The organism is Prevotella sp. khp7 (genome assembly GCF_900109055.1).
GTDB lineage: Bacteria > Bacteroidota > Bacteroidia > Bacteroidales > Bacteroidaceae > Prevotella.
Window position 1 is genome coordinate 573141 of the sequence record NZ_FOIV01000001.1, and the last position, 21966, is coordinate 595106.

Below are 21966 nucleotides of genomic sequence, written 5' to 3' on the forward strand. Positions count from 1 at the left end.
TTTGCAATAAGATGAGAAAAGAAGAAAGATACGATAGGATATTGGCATACTTCCGTGAACAAATGCCAAACGTGAATACCGAACTGGAGTTTGGTAGTATTTTCCAGTTGTTAGTAGCAGTTGTACTGAGTGCGCAATGTACAGACAAGCGCATTAATCAAGTCACACCCGAGTTATTCAGACATTATCCCGATGCCAGAAGCATGGCTATGGCTGAGCCCGAAGACATCTTAGATTATATCCGCAGCGTGTCCTATCCTAACGCAAAAGCAAGTCATTTGGTGGAAATGGCCAGGACTCTTGTAGAGAAACACAATGGCGAAGTTCCTTCTGACATGAATGCTTTACTCGACCTGCCTGGCGTAGGCAGAAAGACCGCTAACGTGATTCAGAGCGTGGCGTTCGGAAAGTCGGCACTCGCTGTCGACACACATGTCTATCGTGTAGCCCATCGTTTAGGGTTGGTCGATAAATACGACAATACCCCTTATAAGGTTGAACAGAAACTTATCAAGTACATTCCTGAGAAGGATATCCCCGATGCCCATCACTGGCTATTGCTCCATGGGCGATATGTATGTACATCAAGAAAGCCACACTGTGAAAAGTGTGGCCTTGAAGATATCTGTCCTAAACTCATTGAGGGCTCTAAATTAGGATAATCAATTTCTCTGATAGATGTCCTGTGACTCATCATTAAGAGGACGGAAGGGCGACATGTCGTATTGTTTCGTGAACTTCGAGAATCGGGTGATAATATAATAATCACAATCTACCTCTCCAGGCATCACAACCTTCGATGGGTCGTCATCATCTATTTGTAATACAAAACGATTGGGATAGCCGTCTTTCTGTGCCTCATTCCTTAATGCACCATATTCATACAGGTAACGGAAGTCTGGATTCATCCAATAATCCACGAACAACTTATCGTAAGAACTGTTCTGTTTCAATTCGGTAAATTCCAGAAAAGTCTTCGTGTCAATATTGGTCGAACCAAGTTCTGACAACGGCGTCGTGCGGCAAACCTGCATCAAACAGAACAGCACAAACACTTTAATATACGAATGGACTGGAATAATTAGGAAGAAACGCTCTACGAGAGCGATAGTCAGCACCACCGTCAATGCCATAGAACCGCGAACGTCCAAAGGGAATATCCTCAGCAGAGAAAGAAGACAATATACCAAAAATACCACTAAAAAGAGTGATTGACTGGGAAGCACCACCACACCTTTCTTATAATCATATATCACCAATAAGGCATTCAGTGCTCCAAATAAGAACAATGGTGTTAACCATGCATGAGCACTTGACCCTAAGTAGAGATAAGATTCAGCAGAACCTGCAGGGTTCTGATGCATCAACATCACAACCAGCACAACCAGTAAGACTACTATCAAAGGAACCGCATAATATGCCAATCTGGCTACCAGCTTACCAAACGATAATCTCTCATGCAACAAGCCCAAAAAGATCCACAAAGATACGCCAATGACAAAAACAACGAAATCGTAACGTGAGAGACTGAATACTGACAACCAAATCCCCAAAACTAGCAGGAAACGCTTTGTCAAGAGAACCGAATGAAACCTTATCAGATAGACGGCTCCCACAACGCCACACATCTCCATAGTATAACCACGTACCTCGCCCATCTCATTAGCTGTTACTTCCCATAAAAACAAGAGTGTTGTCAGGAAAGCTGCTTCCAAAATGTTCTTACTCGACTTATAGGTATAGAGAAACACAACACTCGCAAAACCAAGGAAAAACAGATAAGGAAGCAAACGTAGGAAAAGCGTACTGCTATCATTAATCAGTAACCAAAAATACAGAAGTACAGAAAAGCCTCCTGGATCGAGATTGTAATGACGATTATTCTCTATCACATCGCTCAAACCTCCAGATGCAGCATATACCTCTGAATAATGATTCAGTCCTTTCGATATCCAGAACTGTCCCGACTCGTCGAACCACAGCCAGGGATTACGAAGAGCATTATATGAAAACACAGCAATGACAGCCACACAGACTATCAAGGTCATCATCGTTAGGATTCTCTTAGTCAACATGTCTCAGATTCTTATTGATTGTATAGAAGTCGTTCAGCGCCTTGCGACCAATCTTTACGATGCGCTTCATATTGATAGAGTTCACCCCTCCCTGACGAGGTTTGAAAGTAATAGGATACCACTTGCATCGCTCATGCCATTTCACCGCAATAGCAGAGATGGCCACATTACAAAGGAAGTAGTCCTCTGGTATCACAGCCATGATACGTTTCAGACGCTCAACGTTCATCAGGCGGAAAGGCGTATTAGCATCGGTTACCCACACATGGAACATCAGCCATACAACCATCTTCAGCACTTTAGTCACAAACACACGTGACATTCCATCCTGACGATTATTACGATTTCCAATTTGGAAATCATAATCCTCCGCATGTTCAATCATTTGCCATATCTCATTGGGATTGGTCTGTCCGTCACTATCGGTTTGAAAAACGAAATCGGCTCCCTGTTCAATAGCATAACGATATAGATAAAGCACGGTGGCACCATGTCCAGAGTTTGGTTTATCCAAGGGTATCAGCATAGGATACAACTCCCGTAGGCCCAACATCTTATGATATGTATTGTCTTTGCTACCATCATTCGCAATGACAAGATGGCATTTGCAGTCATTACTATTCAAACGCTCTACCACAGGATACCATTCCTTAATAGTCGTTTCAATGTTCTCCGCCTCATTATACGCAGGCATCACAATATACAAATTATTAATCATGCCGAAGTAGGTCTAAAAGTTATATACTTATTAATAACAAATTGTGCGATAACCACCAATCCTATTGACAGCAGCTTAGAAACAATCTTATTCATCTCCAAACAATCAATACAGACATACAGAATCAGATTACTCATCAACATACCACACAAACCCACTGTGAAGAATATCAGCATTCGTTTAATAGTCTGATCTTTCACCTTGAAATTGTATGTCCGGTTTAAAGTAAAACTGGTAGTGATACCTGCAAGCACACTTACACAATTTGAAAACAGATAATGCCAATTAAATACATTGACGAACAATGTATAAAGAAGGAAGTCCAGTCCAGAAGAACAACTTCCAATAATCCCATAAAGAATGAGATTACGATATTTTCGATATAAGTTCTTAATCAGATAACGTAACATGGATTGACCTTTGAGTTGCAAAGGTAGTCATTATTATCCAAAAACTTCTTGTTTTTTACTGATTTTTTTCACAAAAAGATTATTTCTTGGGCTGAGCCCTGTCTTTCTGTCCCCAGTTCCTGATGGCAAAGCGGTGGAAACGATTCTCCGCGATAATTACATCATAGACCTTCGAGGCAGGAATAACTTTAAAGAACTTATTATGGTAAGTCTGTAGGATTACCTTCTGTTCCAACTCCAGTTCGTCACGCTTCTGTACAGCTAACTTACATGCTGCTTCTTCTGCGGGTTTGTTTCTACCCAAATCCTTCATTTTCTGCCATACCACCCGTTGTTTGTGCTGCATCTCTCTGTACAAGGGGAAGAACTTAGCTGCCTCTTCAGGAGTCAGAGAAGCCTCCTTGGTGATAAACTGTTCCAAATCGGCTTGGAACTTCTCAGGTGAGAACTTCTGAGGATCATGCGCAAAAGCTGCCACTATTGACAGCAACACTACGACGACACTTAAAAAAAATCTTCTCATTTCATTCTAGCGTTTAGTTCTCTGATAAGTAGGCATAAATATCATGATTATCAAGCATCATGTAGTCAGCAGCTTCATCAATATAGGTATCTGCCTCATCCTGCTGCAAGACCTTCTGCGCCTGAACCTGAGTAGTAGCAGACTGCTCCGATGGCATGGCAAACCAAATCGTAGCACTGATAACAATTGCGCACACACTGGCTGCCGCATAGAATATTGGGCGTAACCAGATAGACTTTGCGCGAGGCTTCAACTCCTTCATTGCAGCAACAGGCTTTTCTGGAAGCTGCTGCATCATCTGAGCTGTAAAGTTGTCAAAATAACCATCAGGAACGCGAAACGCATTTCGCTTCCCAACCATGTCTTCTATGTACTTTTCTTCTTTCATCGTATATATGACGTATCTATATTCAAAAGGTTTAATCACGCGCCTTAAAAAAATCTGAGATTTTCTTGACGGCTATGTGATACGAAGCTTTTAAGGCCCCCTCAGAGGTATTAAGCCTTAGACTCATCTCACTATATTTCATATCCTCGAAGTAGCGCAACTGAAAAACCGTACGCTGCACATCAGGCAAAGATGCGATTGCTTCCTGAAGCAGGGCTTCAGCCTCAGAGCCATCGAAATAAGAATCGGCCATAAGCATATTCGCTACCGAAAGATCCTCATCAGCACCTGAGACCATATGTTTATTACGACGCAACTGATCCAGACTCTCGTTGATAGCGATACGTGATAGCCAAGTAACTATTTTTGCATCGCCCTGAAAGTTTTCCAAGCCGTTCCAAGCTTTCAGAAAGGTATTCTGAAGCACATCGTTCGCATCGTCATGGGTCAAGACGATACGACGTATCTGCCAATAAAGCTGTTCGCTGTATTTTCTGACCAGCAATTCAAAGCCCCTACGCTGAGTAGAGGCATCAGAAAGCAACTGAAAAATCTGCTGATCTTCAATCATCGTACATCAGTGTAAAGAAACCTTACGCACGACCTTGCCTACCTTAATAACATAACAGCCCTTATTCAAATCCAACTCAATACGCTGGGCAGGACTATTTATCTGATATTCGGCAACCTTGCGGCCCGTCAGGGATATCACCTCAAGTTTTTGCCCCTCGGCGCCGCTCACGATAATAGTACGTCCCTCTGCGGCAATTGTCACCTCGCCATCCATCTGATCCACAGCCATCAATTCCATCATCACAGGAACCGACAGAACTGGCATCGACAGCATGGTAAAAAACAATAGCGAGAGTACACTTTTCCTCATAAGCAATTCTATTATCGTCCGTGCAAAGATAGAACAATCTTTTGAAATAGCAAAATTTTTATGCAAAAAAGGCGGGTTTATAAACGTTCAGACATTAAAAACAGCCATTTCGTTCGTTAAAAAGGTGTTTTCAAACACACTTTTTGCTTCTTCAAGCAGCACTGTCTCATCCTCATATCGCGAACTGTAATGACCCAGCAACAGTTTATCCACCCCGGCGTCACGTGCCACCAAAGCGGCCTGGCGGGCTGTTGAGTGATGGTATTTCTCTGCATTCTGCATATTATCCTCACCATACGTACTCTCATGATAGAGTGTTGTCACCCCTCTCAGTTGTTCATGCAACTGGGGCATATAACGGGTGTCTGAGATATAAGCATAGCAACGGGCAGGATCAGCAGGTTTCACGAGTCTGGCATTAGGAATAACCTCACCATCTGCCGTTATCCAATCTGCGCCATTCTTAATATTACCAACCTGACTGGCAGGAATCTGGTAACAGTCCATCATGTCTCTACGAATATGGGGCAACGACTGTTTCTCCCTGATCAGATAGCCACAGGTAGGCACACGGTGCTCCAACGGGATGCTCTCCACCGTAATACTGCGATCCTCGTAGACCACTTGTCGTTGTGTAGTATCCACAGGATAGAACACGACTTCAAACCCCAAGTCATGGGTGAAGAACTTTATCTGACGTTCGAGCTCTGCCCCCAAAGCCTTCGGACCATGGACATGAAGTTTAGCCGTTCGCCCTAGAAGTCCAAAGGTTGATATCATACCTATCAGGCCGAAACAATGGTCGCCATGAAGATGAGTGATAAACACATGACTCAGTTTAGTAAAACGTACCCTACACTTGCGAAGTTGCATCTGGGTGCCTTCCGAGCAGTCGAGCATCAACACTTTCTCACGCACCTCAACAACCTGTGAAGAGGCATGGTGACGAAGGGTTGGAAGCGCACTGCCACACCCCAATATATGTACTTTAAACGGTTCTGCCATCAAATCTTATTAAACTCGTCTTGTGTATCTTCTAGCTGAAGACCACGCAGGTCAGTCTTTTTATTATCCTTATAACGGGTATATTCAAATGTCTCCTCCTCATCGCTCGCCTTGTCAATCGTCTTATACGACAAGGTGTCGGGTCCCAGCGTCAGGATCTCATACAGATTAAGCTCTTCCTGATCACCGCCCCCTTCACGTACGGAGAGTATCTCTAGCTTTCCATTCACGATTTTCCATGTACGATAGAGGATATTTGTCATTTCAATACTTTCTGCGATTCCGCCCTCTTTAATGCGGATACCCACCTCGGCACTACCGTCAATCGGATCGGGCATCACCCAGTCGCCCAACAGCGTGTTAAGGTTTATCACCTCTGTAGCTTCCGTTTTCTTCGAATCAGTCATCACTGCCAGTCTGTCACCCGCCTGCAGGCCGCCAAGCACACGTTCATTCTCCTGGGCATTCACTAGCGACAGGTTCAGCGTATCACCATTGTCTGTTATCAGTTCCAAGGTATTCATAGCTGTTCCTGAGCCACACAAGCCATAGATTGTGCGGTCAACAGGAAGTATGTTCTCAACAGAAGCCGAATCCTCTTCCATCATCGTCTGCTGCTGTGAGTTTCCGCCTCCACAATAACCCAGCATAAACACCACAGCTATTATTAATACGAAAAAGATTATTTTCTTCATATGGTTTTGGGGTTTAGTTGTTCTCTTTTTCCATTCGCTTCGCTTCTTCCCAAAGGGCATCCATTTCAGACAATGTCATGTCCTTCAAAGGCTTACCGATCTTGATGCTATGCGCCTCAATATAGTTAAAGCGGTTTATAAACTTACGGTTGGTCATCTCCAACGCATTGTCAGGATTCAGTTTGTATAGACGGGCTGCGTTGATGACCGAAAAGAGGAAGTCACCCAATTCTTTCGTTGAGTTCTCCTTATCTTCCTTCCGCAGTTCCACTTCCAGTTCGTCAAGTTCCTCACGCACTTTCTTCCATACATCCTGTTTGTCTTCCCAGTCAAAACCCACATTGCGGGCCTTGTCCTGAATACGATAGGACTTAATCAGACTTGGCAGAGCATCGGGCACACCCGAGAGCACCGACTTATTACCATCTTTCTCCTTCAGTTTAATCTGTTCCCAATTCTCAAGCACCTGTGTCACAGTCGACACCTTAGGAGCATCCGCAGAAGAGTCGTCAGGCACATATGGCAGAGGCTTAGGGTCCTCAGCGTCAACCTGCGACGGGTGGTAAACATGCGGATGACGGGTAATCATCTTCCTTGTCAATGCGTTGCACACGTCAGCCATGTCAAACTGGCTTTTCTCTTCTGCAATCTTGGCATAGAAACAGATATGCAGTAACACATCCCCCAATTCCTTACAGATATCTGGGATATCATTCTTGATCAGAGCGTCGCAGAGTTCGTAAGTTTCTTCTATTGTATTGGGTCTCAGGCTCTCATTCGTCTGCTTCTTATCCCATGGACAATTTGCTCTCAACGCATCCAATACGTCAAGAAAACGGCCAAAAGCCTGCATTTTTTCCTCTTTTGTATGCATAAAACTCAAATTATTGGGGCAAAGATACGACTTTTCGATGGAATTTTACTAATTTTGCAGCGATTTTTGGAAATTATTAAACATATATATGGAATTAGCAAGTAAATACGACCCAAAAGAGGTCGAATCGAAGTGGTATCAATACTGGCTTGACCACAAGCTGTTTGCCAGTAAACCCGACGGACGCGAACCCTACACTATCGTGATTCCGCCCCCCAACGTAACAGGTGTGCTCCACATGGGCCACATGCTCAACAACACCATTCAGGATATTCTTGTACGCCGTGCCCGTATGGAGGGCAAAAATGCATGTTGGGTGCCAGGCACCGATCATGCCTCTATCGCTACCGAGGCCAAGGTGGTGAAGAAACTGGCTGGCGAGGGTATCAAGAAGCACGACCTCACTCGCGAGCAGTTCCTCGAGCATGCTTGGGATTGGACCCACGAGCATGGTGGCATCATTCTGAAGCAGCTCCGCCGACTAGGTGCCAGCTGCGACTGGGACCGCACAGCCTTCACTATGGACGAGAAGCGTTCTGAGAGTGTCATCAAAGTGTTCGTCGACCTCTACAACAAAGGCCTCATCTATCGTGGCCTGCGCATGGTAAACTGGGACCCCAAGGCTCTCACCGCTCTGTCTACCGAGGAAGTCATCTATAAAGAGGAGCAGAGCCATCTGTTCCACCTTAAATATTATGTAGACGGTTTGAAGGCCCTCGACAAAGAGGAAGCCCTGAAGGCCGAAGGCAACATCATCCACAAAGACGAGAAAGGTTACTACGCAGTCGTAGCCACCACACGTCCTGAGACCATCATGGGCGACACCGCTATGTGTATCAACCCCAAGGATCCGAAGAACCAGTGGCTGAAGGGCCGCAAGGTTATTGTTCCTCTGGTAAACCGTGTCATCCCCGTCATCGAAGACCGTTATGTAGACATCGAGTTCGGTACAGGTTGCTTGAAGGTAACACCTGCCCACGACACCAACGACTATATGTTGGGTAAGAGCCACAAGCTGGAGACCATCGATATCTTTAATGCCGATGGTACCATCTCAGACCAGAGCCCCATCTACGTGGGCATGGATCGCTTCGACTGTCGTAAGCAGATCAGCAAGGACCTTCAGGAAGCTGGCCTGATGGAGCGCATCGAAGACTATACTAATAAGGTGGGCTATTCAGAGCGCAATCCTGATACCGCCATCGAGCCACGTCTCTCTATGCAGTGGTTCCTTTCTATGCAGCACTTCGCCGACATCGCTCTGCCACCAGTAATGAACGATCAGTTGAAGTTCTATCCTGCCAAATACAAGAACACCTATAAGAACTGGCTCGAGAACATCCAAGATTGGTGTATCTCACGTCAGCTCTGGTGGGGGCACCGTATTCCCGCTTATTATTATAACGGTCAAGACGACTATGTAGTGGCCGAAACTCGTGAGGAGGCTCTGAAGCTGGCACAGCAGAAAGATCCGAAGGTGACCGATACCGACCTGCGTCAGGACGAGGACGCCCTCGACACTTGGTTCTCTTCATGGCTTTGGCCTATCTCGCTCTTCGACGGTATAAACAATCCCGGCAACGAGGAGATTAAGTACTACTACCCCACCTCAGATCTCGTAACAGGTCCGGATATCATTTTCTTCTGGGTTGCCCGTATGATTATGGCTGGATATGAGTATATCGGTGATATGCCATTCAAGAATGTATACTTCACTGGTATCGTTCGTGACAAGCTTGGTCGTAAGATGTCAAAGTCACTTGGCAACTCGCCCGATCCTATCGAGCTTATCGAGAAGTTCGGTGCCGACGGTGTGCGTATGGGTATGATGCTCTCAGCCCCCGCAGGCAACGATATTCTTTTCGACGAGGCCCTCTGCGAACAGGGACGTAACTTCAACAATAAGATTTGGAACGCCTTCCGTTTGGTTAAGGGTTGGAAGGTGGCCGACATCGAGCAGCCCGAGGCTGGCAAGGTGGCAACCAAATGGTTTGAGGCCAAGCTCCGTCAGACCAACGACGAGGTGAACGACCTCTTCAAGAAATACCGTATCTCTGAAGCCCTGATGGCTGTCTACAAGCTCTTCTGGGACGAGTTCTCAAGCTGGTACCTTGAGATGGTGAAGCCCGCTTATATCAATGGTGAACCACAGCCCATCGACAAGCAGACCTACGACAAGACCCTCGAGTTCTTCGAGATTCTGCTCAAAATGCTCCACCCGTTCATGCCATTCATCACCGAGGAGCTGTGGCAGTACCTCTACGATCGCAACGAAGGCGAGAGCATTATGCGAGTAAGCCTGAAGCTCGACACGCCCACCAAGGCCGACGACGAGCTGACCGCCCAGATTGAGAATGTAAAGCAGATTGTATCTGGTGTTCGTATGGTTCGTAACCAGAAGAACATTGCTCCTAAGGAGCAGCTCGATCTGCAGGTTGTTGGCAAGAACGATTATGAGGCCTTCAACGCCGTCATCATCAAGATGGCCAACCTGAACGCCATCAACGTGGTAACCGAAAAGGACGCCACTGCTTCTGCCTTCATGGTAGGCACCGACGAGTTCGCTGTTCCTGTTGGTGATATGATTGATGTTGAGGCAGAGATTGCCAAGATGGAGGCTCAGCTCCAGCACCTCGAAGGTTTCCTGGCTGGGGTGAAGAAGAAACTCAGCAATGAGCGTTTCGTAGCCAACGCCCCAGAACAAGTGGTAGCTCTCGAACGAAAAAAGCAGAGCGACTCTGAAGAAAAGATTGCTGCTCTGAAAGAAAGCATCGCAGCACTCAGAAATAAATAAATCAATTAACTCCCCGTCAAATTAGCGGGGAGTTATTTTTTCCCCACACTTCTTTTTCATCCAACCTATCCTGCGCTGAATAAACATTTCCAGTTTTTGTTCCAATGTCTGGTACTCCGGGTACCACCTATGTATACTCCGAATGCCAACGTTTGAACCTCGGAGTGCAAACGATCTGCACTACTGGTGCCAACGACCAGGACCAGTTAAAAAGACACCCCCGCCCACATTAGCTGTGGGTGGGGGTGTTGAATTGCTTGGATATTATATGATCCTATCTGATGCGATCCATTGAGCGGACGAGCTTCTCATCGGCCTTGATGGCGCGATGAGCCATCATGTAGAGGATGAGAGCAATGGCTGGGAGAACAGCCGGCCATGTGGGACGGAAAGACACCATACCCCACGACTTATCCCCAACAGTCTGACCAACCACGAAATAGCAGACATACCATCCAGCGATAAGTAAGGCATTGAACAAGCAGAACACAGCCTGTATCTTGCGATTACGATAGAGGAAGATGGCATAGGTTCCCAATACTGCCGTTGGCAACAGGACAGCCAAGAGAGGCCACGTATCGAAATGATACTTGCCAAAGGGATCGGTGAACCACAGATTATATACACGAGCCACCTCAAGACCTGCGGCCTTGAAAGAGCCAATCTGCATACAAAGACAAATGACGGTCATCACAATGGCCGCCAAGAGATATAGGGTTTGCTTACGCTGAATCATAACGGTTTAGTTCTCCTGATTCTCACGGGCAGGATCACGCCAGTAGACCTTGTCCTCTACAAATTCCTGAGTAGCGAGGAGTGTTGGCTTTGGCAACTTCTCGTAGTAACGTGAGATCTCTATCTGCTCACGGTTCTCAAATACCTCCTCAAGAGAATCGCTATATGAAGCAAACTCTGCCAACTTCTTAGACAGATCTTCCTTAATCTGTAAACTAATCTGGTTAGCGCGCTTCGAAATAATGGCTACGCTCTCATAGATATTGTCTGTATCGTCACAGAGATCCATGATGTTACGTGTAACGGTGTTTACCGGTGCTTTTGACTTCTTGTAATCCATATTCTAATCTTTAATAACTTTCTTGCATTTAACGATATATTTCTCGGCTGTCTCTACATTCTTCGACTCAGGGAACTCATTGATGAATCCATAGCACTCATCTTCAGCGTCGCGATAACGATCCAGACGCTTCTCCTCTGAGCTGTTCTCGGCCAATTGGAACTTACTCTTCATAATGAGTAGCATAAACTGCTCGCGCTCAGTGCAATAGGGATAGTTCTTAAGGGCATTCTGAGCTGTAACAATACAAGCGGTATAGTTGCTTTCCTCGTTGGAATTGATATTACCGAAGTAACCACCGAGATTATAATAGAGCTCTGCAGAGAGTAATTCTTTCTGAATGAGTTTGTCGTGCAGTTCATAAAGTCTATCCTGAGCCTGCGGCCTGAGCTTCGAGTCGGGATACAGGTCGATAAACTGCTGATAGGCCGTGATAGCGCCATTGGTGGGCGACTGGTCGAGACGTGGCTCTGGGGCACTCTGATAGAGTGACTGGCCAACATAGAAAGCAGCAGGCTCAGCATAGACCCCACGCGGATAGCTTGAACAGGATTTCTTAAACGTTTCCGATGCAGCCTCGTAGTCAAAGTTGCAATACTGAGCCATAGCAAGCATATAGAGACACTCTTGAGCTTCGTCGCTTCCCTTCTTGATGGTGACGAGTTCCTCCAACAGAGTAACAGCCTGCTGATACTTGCCGCGGGCGAAACACTCTTTGGCGAATTCGTACTTAACATCAGTGTCGCCATACTTATATACAGCATTGAATTCTGATGCGCAACCGCTCATCAGGAAAACGACACACGAGAGTATAATGATACCTTTCTTCATATCGGGGTGCAAAGTTACGACATTTCGGCAAAATAACAAAGTATTTTATAAAAATTATGAATTGCGCGCAGGTAATTTTGAAATATTTATGTATCTTTGCGCCCTGATATGGGTAAATTCATACTTTCATCTGACTATAAGCCAACAGGCGATCAGCCTGAGGCTATCCGACAACTGACTGAAGGATTGGAACGTGGAGACCGGGCACAGGTGCTGTTAGGTGTTACGGGGTCTGGTAAGACGTTTACGATGGCTAACGTCATTGCCAACCGCAACCGTCCTACACTGATTCTAAGTCACAACAAGACGCTTGCCGCCCAGCTTTACGAAGAGATGAAAGGCTTCTTCCCGGAAAACGCCGTCGAGTATTATGTCAGCTATTATGACTATTACCAACCAGAGGCTTATCTTCCTACGACAGACACCTATATCGAGAAAGACCTGGCCATCAACGACGAGATAGACCGTTTGCGCCTCTCGGCCGTATCAAACCTGCTTTCTGGAAGAAACGATGTCATCGTCGTATCATCTGTCTCATGTATCTATGGTATGGGAAGTCCAGTTGCCTTACAGGAGAACGTGATAGAACTTCACGTAGGGCAGAAGATAGACCGCAACGTGTTGTTAAGAAAATTAGTTCAGTCTCTCTATATCAGAAACGACCTTGACCTGCAACGAGGAAACTTCCGTGTGAAGGGCGACACGATAGATATTGCAATGGCCTACAGCGAGGTGGTTCTCCGCGTTACCTTCTGGGACGACGAGATTGACGCCCTCGAAGAGATGGATGCCGTGACCTTCGATCGTCTGGCCAGCTTCGAGGAATACAAACTATATCCCGCCAACCTGTTCATGACATCCAAGGAGCAGACAGACATTGCCATCCGCCAGATTCAGGACGATCTAGTGAAACAGGTGGCATTCTTTGAGGAGATGGGTGATGGCATCAAGGCGCAACGCATCAAAGAGCGTGTGGAGTATGATATGGAGATGATCAAGGAACTAGGGCATTGCTCTGGCATTGAAAACTACAGCCGTTATTTCGATGGGCGTCAGGCTGGTGAACGTCCTTATTGCCTACTCGATTTCTTCCCTAACGATTATCTGCTATTCATCGATGAGAGCCACGTATCTGTGCCTCAGATTAATGCCATGTATGGTGGCGACAGAAGTCGCAAGCAGAACTTGGTGGAATATGGTTTCCGCCTGCCCGCGGCTTTCGACAATCGTCCCTTGAAGTTTGAGGAGTTTCAGGCGGAAGTGAATCAGGTAATCTACGTGAGCGCAACCCCTGCCGACTACGAGTTGGATGAGGCAGAAGGCATTGTGGTCGAGCAGGTTATCCGTCCTACAGGATTACTTGACCCCGAGATAGAAGTACGCCCCAGCGAACACCAGATAGACGATTTACTCGACGAGATTGTAACCCGTAGAAATAGAGGCGAACGCGTATTAGTTACGACCTTGACCAAACGCATGGCTGAGGAAATGAGCGAATTCTTATTGAATCATGGCGTCAACACCGCCTATATTCATAGCGACGTGGCTACATTGGATCGCGTGAAAATACTAAGCGACCTCCGCCAAGGAGTTTACGACGTACTTGTCGGTGTCAACCTTTTGCGTGAAGGACTCGACTTGCCAGAGGTATCGTTGGTGGCTATCCTTGATGCTGACAAGGAAGGTTTCCTGCGTAGCCATCGCAGTCTGACCCAGACTGCAGGACGGGCCGCCCGTAATGTGAATGGTAAAGTAATCATGTATGCTGATACCATAACAACATCAATGCAACTCACAATAGATGAGACCCGTCGCAGACGTGAGAAGCAGATGCATTATAACGAGGTGAACCACATCACTCCGAAACAGATTGTGAAGAACCTGACATTCAACGCCCTGCAGAAAGATGACCGTGCAGATGTAAAGGAATTGAAACGCGCTTCTAGTATGGCGGCTGATAGTGCAATTACTGGTATGATGGCAGCAGACCCGATTGTGGAGCGCATGACGCGCCAGCAATTGGAGAAGAGTATTGCCGAGACAACTCGTCTGATGAAAGAGGCCGCCAAGAACCTCGAGTTCCTGCAGGCCGCCCAATATCGCGATGAAATCATCCGTTTACAGAAAGAACTGGAGATGAAGTAAAAGGTTCAAAAGGTAAAAAAGTAAAAAAGTAAAGGCCTTTCCTTTATTATATCATTCTTTTTATGTATTTTTGCACCCATCTATTGTAAATTAAGTAAAGATGAAAAAGGTTTTGATAGCCCTCATGATGCTGATGCCCATGCTGGCAACGGCTCAGGACAATACTTGGGAGAGAATAGAACAGGAACCTGTTGAAAAGGAAAATCCTGACGCTAAGTATTTGGTAAAGAACGCTGTACCAGAAGTTGACGGTGTTGTATGCTTCACAACTACCATTCAAGCTCCAGGAAAGAACGCCAACCAGATTTATCAGACTCTGCTCAAACAGATGGAGAAGATGACCAAGGAGCCCAATCAGATTGCCAACAGTATTGTAGCAGTTAAGAACGAAGAGAAGCATGAGCTTGGAGCTGCCTACCACGAGTGGCTGGTATTCAAGAACACCGCCTTGTCTATAGATCAGACCCAGTTTAACTTCCAGATTCTCGTTAATTGTAGCGACGGTCAGGCAGACGTAAAGATAACCCGTATCTCTTACGACTATGATACAGACCGTAAACCTATTCACTACAAGGCCGAGGAATGGATTACCGACCAATATGCAGTGAACAAGAAGCACACAAAGCTCTACCCTATCTCTGGTAAGTTCCGTCGCAAGACTATCGATCGCAAAGATTTCATTTTTAAGAAGTTTGAAACACTCCTGAACGAAAAATAATCAATGAACAAGGATAAGATTCGTAACCTGCTCAACATCATCTTCATGATTGGAGCAATTGTTGGTGTGATATACTATCTCACCAAAGACAGGACTATTGGCACCTATATCATTCTCATCTCAATGTGTTTCAAAATAGCCGAGTCCTCACTACGCATGATCAAGTAATATATGAGGAAAACATTATCTACGCTACTATTGCTGATGCTGGTATTGACAGAGGTCAGTGCGCAAAATACTCGTACTTATAATCAGATAGACGAGAACGGCACCATCACCCAGCGCAGCGAGAATAACAATTTCAACAAGCACAACAACGACACGACCAAGCAGCACAAGGAGATTCCTAAGGGATTCTATGTGTGGAACATCGATCGTCGACTTGGCGACATTATCCCCGCTGAGCCAGACACCCTGCCACACTTATTTCCTAACGCCACGCTGAATACAGGTTTCTATGGCGACTACAACACCATAGGTAATAATTATTCTGCTCGCGAGAGTCGTATCTTCGTTGACAGACCCGAGTTTAACAATTTCTTCTTCACCCAGCCCTATAGTTTCGTGGCTAAGGAGCCTGAAGCCTTCCTGTTTTTCAACACATTGTCGCCATACACTAGTGTGCTTTACGACAATTGTGGAAACAAACAGAATGGTGAAGACCATATCGATGCAAAATTCTCTGTCAATGCAAACAAACGTCTGAATTTTGGTTTCGATCTCGACTATGCCTACGCACGTGGTTATTACAGCAATCAGAGCGTTTCCCACTTCAATGGCACACTATTTTCCTCTTATAAAGGTGATCGTTACCAAATGCATTTCTTCTTCAATGCCGCCCATCAAAAAACGGCAGAGAATGGCGGTATCGCCAATGACGAATATGTCACCCATCCTGAGTCGTTCCAAGACAACTATGCAGAAAACGAAATTCCTACCGTGCTCTCATCCAACTGGAACCGTAATAACCATCAGCACCTCTATCTGAGTCATCGCTACAACGTTGGCTTCTATCGCATGGTAAAGATGACAGACGAGGAAATCAAGGCTCGTAAATTTGCTGAGGAGTCGAGAAAACAGCATGAAGAAGATGAACTAAACAAACAAGACGGCAACAGCACGCCCCCTAGTCGTGATAGTAAGCGAAAGGAAATCAAAGCGCCTACTGGTCGCCCCGACGGTGCCATCGTCATGGGCAAGGAGCCCCAGAAAGACTCACTCAATATGGCCGCCACCGATAGTACCCGCATTCAGGTAAACGGTCAGGCTGCAATTGACAGCCTGAATCGTTTGCAAGCCATTCAAGACTCCATCAATGCCACGATGAAGCGTGAATACGTGCCTGTAACTAGCTTTATCCACACCTTTGAGTTGAACAAACACGATCATATATACCAGTCGTATTACACTCCAGAGGACTACTATCTGAGGCGTTACTACGACCAAGGCACAAAGTATGGCAACGATACCATATACGACCAGACAAAATTCACGCAAATCAAAAATACCTTTGGCATTGCTCTGCTTGAAGGCTTCAACAAATACGTAAAGGCAGGACTGAAAGGTTTTATCAGCTACGACATGTGCACTTACCAGATGCCAGACCTTGTAGAGGGAACCAAGATATCTAGGATAAGAAAATGGACGGAAAACGATCTCAGCGTGGGTGGTGTATTCAGCAAAACCCAAGGCAAGATTCTACATTTCAGCGCTGAAGCAGAAGCTTGGGTTGGAGGTCCTAATAGCGGTGACTTGAAACTCGACTTCAATGCCGACCTCAACTTCCCTTTATTTGGAGATTCCGTTCAACTGGCAGCTAAAGCTTATATGCATAAAGTGGGGCCAGCTTTCTTTGTGTCGAAATATCATTCCAAACACTTCTGGTGGGATTTAGAGGATGATATGAAACGGGAGACGCGCACCCGCATTGAGGGAATTTTCTCTTATTCCAAGACTAGCACCCAGATCCGTGTGGCAATGGACAACATCAAGAACTATACCTATTTTGGTATGAGCTACGATGCAACCACCAGCGGACGCACACACATGACAGCCAGCACCTATCAGGAATCAAGCAACATCAACGTCTTGATAGCTCAGTTGCACCAGAACTTCCGCTTGGGACCTCTGAATTGGGAAAACGTGATTACCTATCAGAACAGCAGTAAGTCAGAGGTGCTTCCTCTGCCCACTTGGAACTTCTTCTCTAACCTCTACTTAAAATTCCGCATAGCTAAGGTATTGGGTGTTGAGTTAGGAACTGACGTAACATATTTCACCAAGTATAACGCCCCCGATTTCTGTCCAGGACTCAATCAGTTTGCCATTCAGCAGAACGAAGACAGTCGCGTGGAAATGGGTGGTTATCCATTCATGGATGTCTATGCCAACATGTCATTGAAGGGTGTACGTTTCTTTCTTGTAATGACCAACGTACTCAATGGAGCTGGTAACCACATGAAATTCCTCACCCCACACTATCCCGTGAATGGTTCAGTACTCCACTTTGGCGTATCTTGGCCGTTCTTCAACTAAGCAACAAACCTGCGCTCACACAGAGCCCATAGATGAAGATATTACGCGCTGTTTCTCCTAAACAGAGATTCAGCGCTTTTCCTTGATAGATGCGCTTGATCTTCAAAAACGTGAAGATGTGAAGCACGAAATAGATGAATGGCAGGATAAAAGCCAGCAGATGGCCATTCAACAAAAATGTACCTCCTAGTATCAATGCGCCAACACCTACAGCCAAATAGAGCTGAAGACCAGCCTGAGCTCCGAGTTTAACAATGATGGTGTTCTTGCCAGCCAGGGAATCGTTGTCCCTATCGCGGAAGTTGTTCACTATCAGCAAAGCATCGATTACAAGTCCACATGCCAATGAAGCCAGGAATACCTGCCACGTAATGGTGTGAAGTTGCACATAATAGCTGCAGCAAACGGGCACGATGCCAAAGAACAAAAGCACCAGCAGGTCGCCCAAACCCTGATATGAGAAGAAAGTGGTATAAAGGAAGGCAAACACCACACAGAGCGCCCCCACCAGAATCATCTCCATTCCACCAAACCAAGCCAGAGGCAGACCTATCATACAACCTGTACAAGTGGTCAGGGCTATGGCTTTTTTCATAGAATCGAGTCTCACCCATCCCTGAGCACAAGCTCTGCGAGGTCCCAGGCGCGTCTCAACATCGTCAGTACCGTTTACGAAATCGAAGAAATCATTGATAAAATTTGCATCAATCTGCATGGAAAATGAGAATAACAGGCAAAGCAAAGCAGCCACCCAGTTGAATGCCTCACCATCATACAGCTTGGCATCAACCCAAGCTAAAGCCACCCCTATCATTACAGGAACAGCGGCACCCGTAAGGGTTTTCGGACGTGCTGCCAAAAGCCACGCCTTAACAGAATCTGTCTTAATAATTCTTTCTTCAGACATCATTTTTTCTATTTTTATTTGCAAAAGTACATAGTTTTTCGTAAATTTGCAAACAAAAATAAAGACTTTTTATGATTAACAATACCCCAAACTTAGAATTAGTTGAGTTTATCGAGACGCAGATACTTCCGCAATACGCTGCTTTTGACCGTGCCCACAACATGGAACATGTTACTCGTGTCATCCGAAGTTCGCTTGAACTAGTGAAGATTACCGGAGCCGACATCGATATGGCCTACACTATTGCAGCCTATCACGACCTAGGTATGAGCGGTCATCGAGCCAGCCATCATATCATAGGAGGAAAGATTCTTGAGCGTGACGCCCGCCTAAAAAAATGGTTCTCACCCGAACAGATAAAGATTATGAAAGAGGCCGTAGAGGATCATCGCGCTTCTGCCAGTCGGGCTCCTCGTAGCATTTATGGTAAGATTGTAGCCGAGGCCGATCGTGACATTGATCCTCAGATAGTTATCCGTCGCACCATTCAGTTTGGCATGGCTAACTATCCAGAACTCGACAAGGAAGGACATTGGAAGCGCTTCATGGACCACATGAACGAGAAATACTCGAAAGATGGCTATATGAAGCTATGGATTCCGAACTCGCCCAACGCAAAAAAGCTTGCAGAGTTGCAGAACATGATTGAACAACCCAAGAAACTCCGCGAAATGTTCGACCAGATATTTGCTGAAGAAATCTCTATTTCATAAAGTAGAGCCAGTAAATGGTGGCCAAAGCCACTACCAGCACTATCAGAACAGCAGACTTGATAAGACACGATGCGACTTTCTTCACCACAAGGAAAGCCACAATCAGTGCCACAAGCACAAAGATATAATATCCTATATTATCCATTATTTGAATAGTTTCTTAAAATCCGTAGGAACTGGAGTTTCAAATTCCATGGGCTCACCTGTTACAGGATGATGGAAACAGAGCAACCAAGCGTGCAGGCAAAGACGATGGATTGGATCGTCGCCATTGCCGTATTTTGGGTCGCCACACACAGGATGCCCCATGTCAGCAGAGTGAACACGTATTTGGTTCTTACGCCCCGTTTCGAGTTTGAACTCGACCAACGAATGCTCAGTAGTACGATCTAATACATGGAAATGCGTGATAGCCAACTTACCACCATTATCTACAGGCGAAGAATAGGTGATGTAGGCTTTATTGTCTTTCAACCAGTTTTCAATAGTTCCCTCATCCTTCTCCATTTCACCAGAGCAGACAGCCACATAACGACGATCATAGACGATATCGTGCCAGTTGTGCTCCAATATCTGTTCCGTCTCCATATCCTTGGCATAAACCATAAGTCCGCTGGTATCGCGATCCAGACGGTGCACTACATGGGCCGTACACTTTTGACGCGACTTCTTGAAATAATCGTCGAGCACCGACTTCACGTTGAGCGAAGAGTGACCAGCAGCCATCGAGAGAATTCCGACAGCCTTCTCAACCACAATCAGCCACTTGTCTTCGTAGACTATCTTGACATAGCGGCTCTTGAATCCTTGCTGATTGCGCTTGGTCTTGCTCACAGCAACCTTCATTCCAGGCTCCAACTGAAAGTCGAACTGGCTCACAGTCTTACCATTCACCTTGATTCCCCTACCCTGCAACGTGGCCTTGATTTTGGTCTTCGTCTGTGGTACGTTCTTCAACAGCCACTCCAATAGCGGCATCGGCTCCGACACAGTATAGTGTTCGTAGTCGCCCTCACGATTATATCCTGCGTTATATCTCATATTGGGTGCAAAATTAATAAAAAAACCGCAGATTCAAAGAAATCTGCGGTTATTTTTATTAGTAGAACTTGAACTTTGCTCGAGTTCTTACACGCTCGGCAGAATTCGTGCAAGCATGATTCTGCTCTTGCTTAATAGAACTTGAAGTAACGTCTTGCGTTGTTGTACGAGATATCCTCTACCATACGACTCAAAATATCCATATCACAAGGCAACAGACCTCTCTCCACATCATTACCAAGCATATTACAGAGTATACGACGGAAGTATTCATGACGTGGATAGCTTAGGAACGAGCGACTGTCGGTGAGCATACCAACGAAGCGGCTCAGCAATCCCAATACGGAGAGGGCGTTCATCTGACGAACCATACCATCCATCTGGTCGTTGAACCACCAGCCTGAACCAAACTGGATCTTACCAGGCTCACCACCCTGGAAGTTACCCAGCATGGTAGCAATCACCTCGTTGGCACAAGGATTCAACGTATATAATATGGTACGCGTAAGCTTACCCTTCGAGTTCAGTCTATTCAGGAAGTTCGACATAGCCTTGGCGGTATTGAACTCTCCGATAGAGTCAAAGCCCGTGTCAGGACCAAGTTGGTTGAACATCGCAGTATTGTTGTCGCGAATGGCTCCATAGTGGAACTGTTGTGTCCATCCTGCGTCCGCGTCCATTTCAGCCATCACCGTAAGGAAGCAGTTCTTGAACTGACGAATCTCAAGTTGTGAGAGCTGTAAGCCACGCATGGCCTTCTCGAAGATGGTTTCAATCTGCGAATCGGTGTACTCTTCGTCATAGAACTCCTCGATACCGTGATCAGACAACTTAGATCCCTGCTCTTCGAAGAAGTCATGACGTTTCTGAAGAGCGTCTATCATATCAGTAAACTTGGTGATGGTCACACCCGAAACCTCACTCAGCTGCTCAATATATTTCGAGAACTCAGGCTTCTCGATGTTCATGGCTTTGTCGGGACGCCATGCAGGCAGCATAACAGGATCGTCGGCAGCCTTCTGCTTTGCATACTCTATATGACTATGCAAATCGTCGATAGGATCGTCAGTGGTGCAGACACACTCCACGTTGTAGTGCTTCATCAGTCCGCGGGCAGAGAATTCTGGCTTCTGAAGTTTCTCGTTACACTCGTCGAAAATCTCGCGAGCAGTCTTCGGAGAGAGCTGTTTGGTAATGCCGAAAGCGGTTTTCAGTTCCAGATGTGTCCAGTGATACAGTGGATTGCGGAAAGTGTAAGGCACCGTCTCAGCCCATTTCTCGAACTTCTCCCAATCGGTAGTATCCTTGCCCGTGCAATATTTCTCTTCTATACCGTTGGTACGCATAGCACGCCACTTATAATGGTCACCACCAAGCCACAACTCAGTGATACTCTTAAACTTATGATCCTTGGCCACCATTTCCGGAATCAGATGGCAATGGTAGTCGATAATGGGCATCTTAGCCGCATGGTTGTGATACAAGTCCTGAGCCACCTGGGTCTCAAGAACAAAGTTATCGTCGTTGAATTGCTTCATAATTTGATAGTTTGTTTTATCGGTTCTTTAAAAATTTGTGCAAAGATACTAAATTATTCGCAGAAAAACACTAACTTTGCACAAAAAACAAAACGTAA

24 protein-coding genes are annotated in these 21966 nt (G+C 45.8%); 7 read left to right on the forward strand and 17 right to left on the reverse strand.

The window, feature by feature from the left end; genetic code table 11:
- Window positions 1-11 precede the first annotated feature (11 nt).
- Window positions 12-662, forward strand: a complete 651-nt coding sequence (gene nth, locus BMX82_RS02505; protein WP_091765751.1) for an endonuclease III — start codon at window positions 12-14, stop codon at window positions 660-662.
- Here nth and BMX82_RS02510 read toward each other — a convergent pair whose 3' ends face one another.
- The 10 genes from BMX82_RS02510 to mazG all read right to left on the reverse strand — a co-directional run bounded on the left by BMX82_RS02510 (window position 663) and on the right by mazG (window position 7571).
- Window positions 663-2075 (reverse strand): hypothetical protein, encoded by a 1413-nt coding sequence (locus BMX82_RS02510; protein WP_143058298.1) that lies wholly within the window; start codon window positions 2073-2075, stop codon window positions 663-665.
- The gene (locus tag BMX82_RS02515; RefSeq protein ID WP_091765757.1) at window positions 2065-2793 is read right to left on the reverse strand and encodes a glycosyltransferase family 2 protein; all 729 of its coding nucleotides are present in this window, start codon (window positions 2791-2793) and stop codon (window positions 2065-2067) included. Before BMX82_RS02515 ends, BMX82_RS02510 begins: the two co-directional genes overlap by 11 nt.
- Window positions 2790-3203, reverse strand: coding sequence for a GtrA family protein (locus tag BMX82_RS02520; protein ID WP_036912900.1), 414 nt, complete (start codon window positions 3201-3203; stop codon window positions 2790-2792). Before BMX82_RS02520 ends, BMX82_RS02515 begins: the two co-directional genes overlap by 4 nt.
- 79 nt (window positions 3204-3282) lie before the next feature.
- Window positions 3283-3726, reverse strand: a complete 444-nt coding sequence (locus BMX82_RS02525; RefSeq protein ID WP_091765760.1) for a hypothetical protein — start codon at window positions 3724-3726, stop codon at window positions 3283-3285.
- 13 nt (window positions 3727-3739) lie between these two features.
- Entirely contained in the window at window positions 3740-4087 is a 348-nt protein-coding gene (locus BMX82_RS02530) for a hypothetical protein (protein ID WP_143058299.1), read from the reverse strand.
- A 58-nt stretch (window positions 4088-4145) separates the two neighbouring features.
- On the reverse strand, window positions 4146-4685 hold the full coding sequence (locus BMX82_RS02535) for an RNA polymerase sigma factor (protein ID WP_036912907.1): 540 nt from the start codon (window positions 4683-4685) through the stop codon (window positions 4146-4148).
- Window positions 4686-4691: 6 nt separating this feature from the next.
- Window positions 4692-4997: a T9SS type A sorting domain-containing protein gene (locus BMX82_RS02540; RefSeq protein ID WP_091765763.1), complete on the reverse strand. Its 306-nt coding sequence runs from the start codon at window positions 4995-4997 to the stop codon at window positions 4692-4694.
- Between the two features lie 87 nt (window positions 4998-5084).
- Window positions 5085-6002, reverse strand: a complete 918-nt coding sequence (locus BMX82_RS02545; protein WP_091765766.1) for a ribonuclease Z — start codon at window positions 6000-6002, stop codon at window positions 5085-5087.
- A complete protein-coding gene (locus BMX82_RS02550; RefSeq protein WP_177171993.1) occupies window positions 6002-6697 on the reverse strand; it encodes a lipocalin family protein in 696 nt (231 codons plus the stop codon). The genes BMX82_RS02545 and BMX82_RS02550 overlap by 1 nt, the downstream gene beginning before the upstream one ends.
- Before the next feature lie 13 nt (window positions 6698-6710).
- Window positions 6711-7571 carry a nucleoside triphosphate pyrophosphohydrolase gene (gene mazG / locus BMX82_RS02555; protein ID WP_091765772.1) on the reverse strand — a complete coding sequence of 287 codons (861 nt, stop codon included), beginning with the start codon at window positions 7569-7571 and terminating at the stop codon, window positions 6711-6713.
- 88 nt (window positions 7572-7659) lie between these two features.
- Between mazG and BMX82_RS02560 the strand changes: the two genes are divergently transcribed.
- On the forward strand, window positions 7660-10365 hold the full coding sequence (locus tag BMX82_RS02560) for a valine--tRNA ligase (protein ID WP_091765776.1): 2706 nt from the start codon (window positions 7660-7662) through the stop codon (window positions 10363-10365).
- Window positions 10366-10639: 274 nt separating this feature from the next.
- Here the strand turns inward: BMX82_RS02560 and BMX82_RS02565 are convergent, their stop codons facing one another.
- The 3 genes from BMX82_RS02565 to BMX82_RS02575 are packed head-to-tail and all read right to left on the reverse strand — an operon-like array spanning window position 10640 to window position 12271.
- Window positions 10640-11101, reverse strand: a complete 462-nt coding sequence (locus BMX82_RS02565; RefSeq protein ID WP_091765778.1) for a DUF4293 domain-containing protein — start codon at window positions 11099-11101, stop codon at window positions 10640-10642.
- A 6-nt stretch (window positions 11102-11107) separates the two neighbouring features.
- Window positions 11108-11440 (reverse strand): DNA-directed RNA polymerase subunit omega, encoded by a 333-nt coding sequence (locus BMX82_RS02570; RefSeq protein WP_036912925.1) that lies wholly within the window; start codon window positions 11438-11440, stop codon window positions 11108-11110.
- Window positions 11441-11443: 3 nt separating this feature from the next.
- Entirely contained in the window at window positions 11444-12271 is an 828-nt protein-coding gene (locus tag BMX82_RS02575) for an outer membrane protein assembly factor BamD (RefSeq protein WP_091765781.1), read from the reverse strand.
- Between the two features lie 108 nt (window positions 12272-12379).
- Between BMX82_RS02575 and uvrB the strand changes: the two genes are divergently transcribed.
- The 4 genes from uvrB to BMX82_RS02590 all read left to right on the forward strand — a co-directional run bounded on the left by uvrB (window position 12380) and on the right by BMX82_RS02590 (window position 17669).
- Window positions 12380-14416 carry an excinuclease ABC subunit UvrB gene (gene uvrB / locus BMX82_RS02580; protein ID WP_091765785.1) on the forward strand — a complete coding sequence of 679 codons (2037 nt, stop codon included), beginning with the start codon at window positions 12380-12382 and terminating at the stop codon, window positions 14414-14416.
- A 100-nt stretch (window positions 14417-14516) separates the two neighbouring features.
- Entirely contained in the window at window positions 14517-15134 is a 618-nt protein-coding gene (locus BMX82_RS02585; protein ID WP_091765787.1) for a DUF4468 domain-containing protein, read from the forward strand.
- Window positions 15135-15137: 3 nt separating this feature from the next.
- Window positions 15138-15302 carry a hypothetical protein gene (locus BMX82_RS12940; RefSeq protein WP_156097674.1) on the forward strand — a complete coding sequence of 55 codons (165 nt, stop codon included), beginning with the start codon at window positions 15138-15140 and terminating at the stop codon, window positions 15300-15302.
- A 3-nt stretch (window positions 15303-15305) separates the two neighbouring features.
- The gene (locus BMX82_RS02590; protein ID WP_091765790.1) at window positions 15306-17669 is read left to right on the forward strand and encodes a putative porin; all 2364 of its coding nucleotides are present in this window, start codon (window positions 15306-15308) and stop codon (window positions 17667-17669) included.
- On the opposite strand, the gene menA is transcribed toward BMX82_RS02590, so the two are convergent.
- Complete coding sequence (gene menA / locus BMX82_RS02595; protein WP_091766240.1) at window positions 17662-18576, reverse strand: 1,4-dihydroxy-2-naphthoate octaprenyltransferase; 915 nt, start codon at window positions 18574-18576, stop codon at window positions 17662-17664. The two genes, BMX82_RS02590 and menA, sit on opposite strands and share 8 nt — an antisense overlap.
- Window positions 18577-18647: 71 nt before the next feature.
- On the opposite strand from menA, the gene BMX82_RS02600 reads away from it, so the two are divergent.
- Window positions 18648-19289: an HD domain-containing protein gene (locus BMX82_RS02600; protein ID WP_091765794.1), complete on the forward strand. Its 642-nt coding sequence runs from the start codon at window positions 18648-18650 to the stop codon at window positions 19287-19289.
- On the opposite strand, the gene BMX82_RS02605 is transcribed toward BMX82_RS02600, so the two are convergent.
- From BMX82_RS02605 to uxaC, 3 genes are all read right to left on the reverse strand, one after another.
- The gene (locus tag BMX82_RS02605; RefSeq protein ID WP_091765797.1) at window positions 19279-19434 is read right to left on the reverse strand and encodes a sulfate transporter; all 156 of its coding nucleotides are present in this window, start codon (window positions 19432-19434) and stop codon (window positions 19279-19281) included. The two genes, BMX82_RS02600 and BMX82_RS02605, sit on opposite strands and share 11 nt — an antisense overlap.
- Complete coding sequence (locus tag BMX82_RS02610) at window positions 19434-20330, reverse strand: RluA family pseudouridine synthase (protein WP_091765800.1); 897 nt, start codon at window positions 20328-20330, stop codon at window positions 19434-19436. Before BMX82_RS02610 ends, BMX82_RS02605 begins: the two co-directional genes overlap by 1 nt.
- Before the next feature lie 131 nt (window positions 20331-20461).
- Complete coding sequence (uxaC, locus tag BMX82_RS02615; RefSeq protein ID WP_036912946.1) at window positions 20462-21868, reverse strand: glucuronate isomerase; 1407 nt, start codon at window positions 21866-21868, stop codon at window positions 20462-20464.
- Window positions 21869-21966 lie beyond the last annotated feature (98 nt).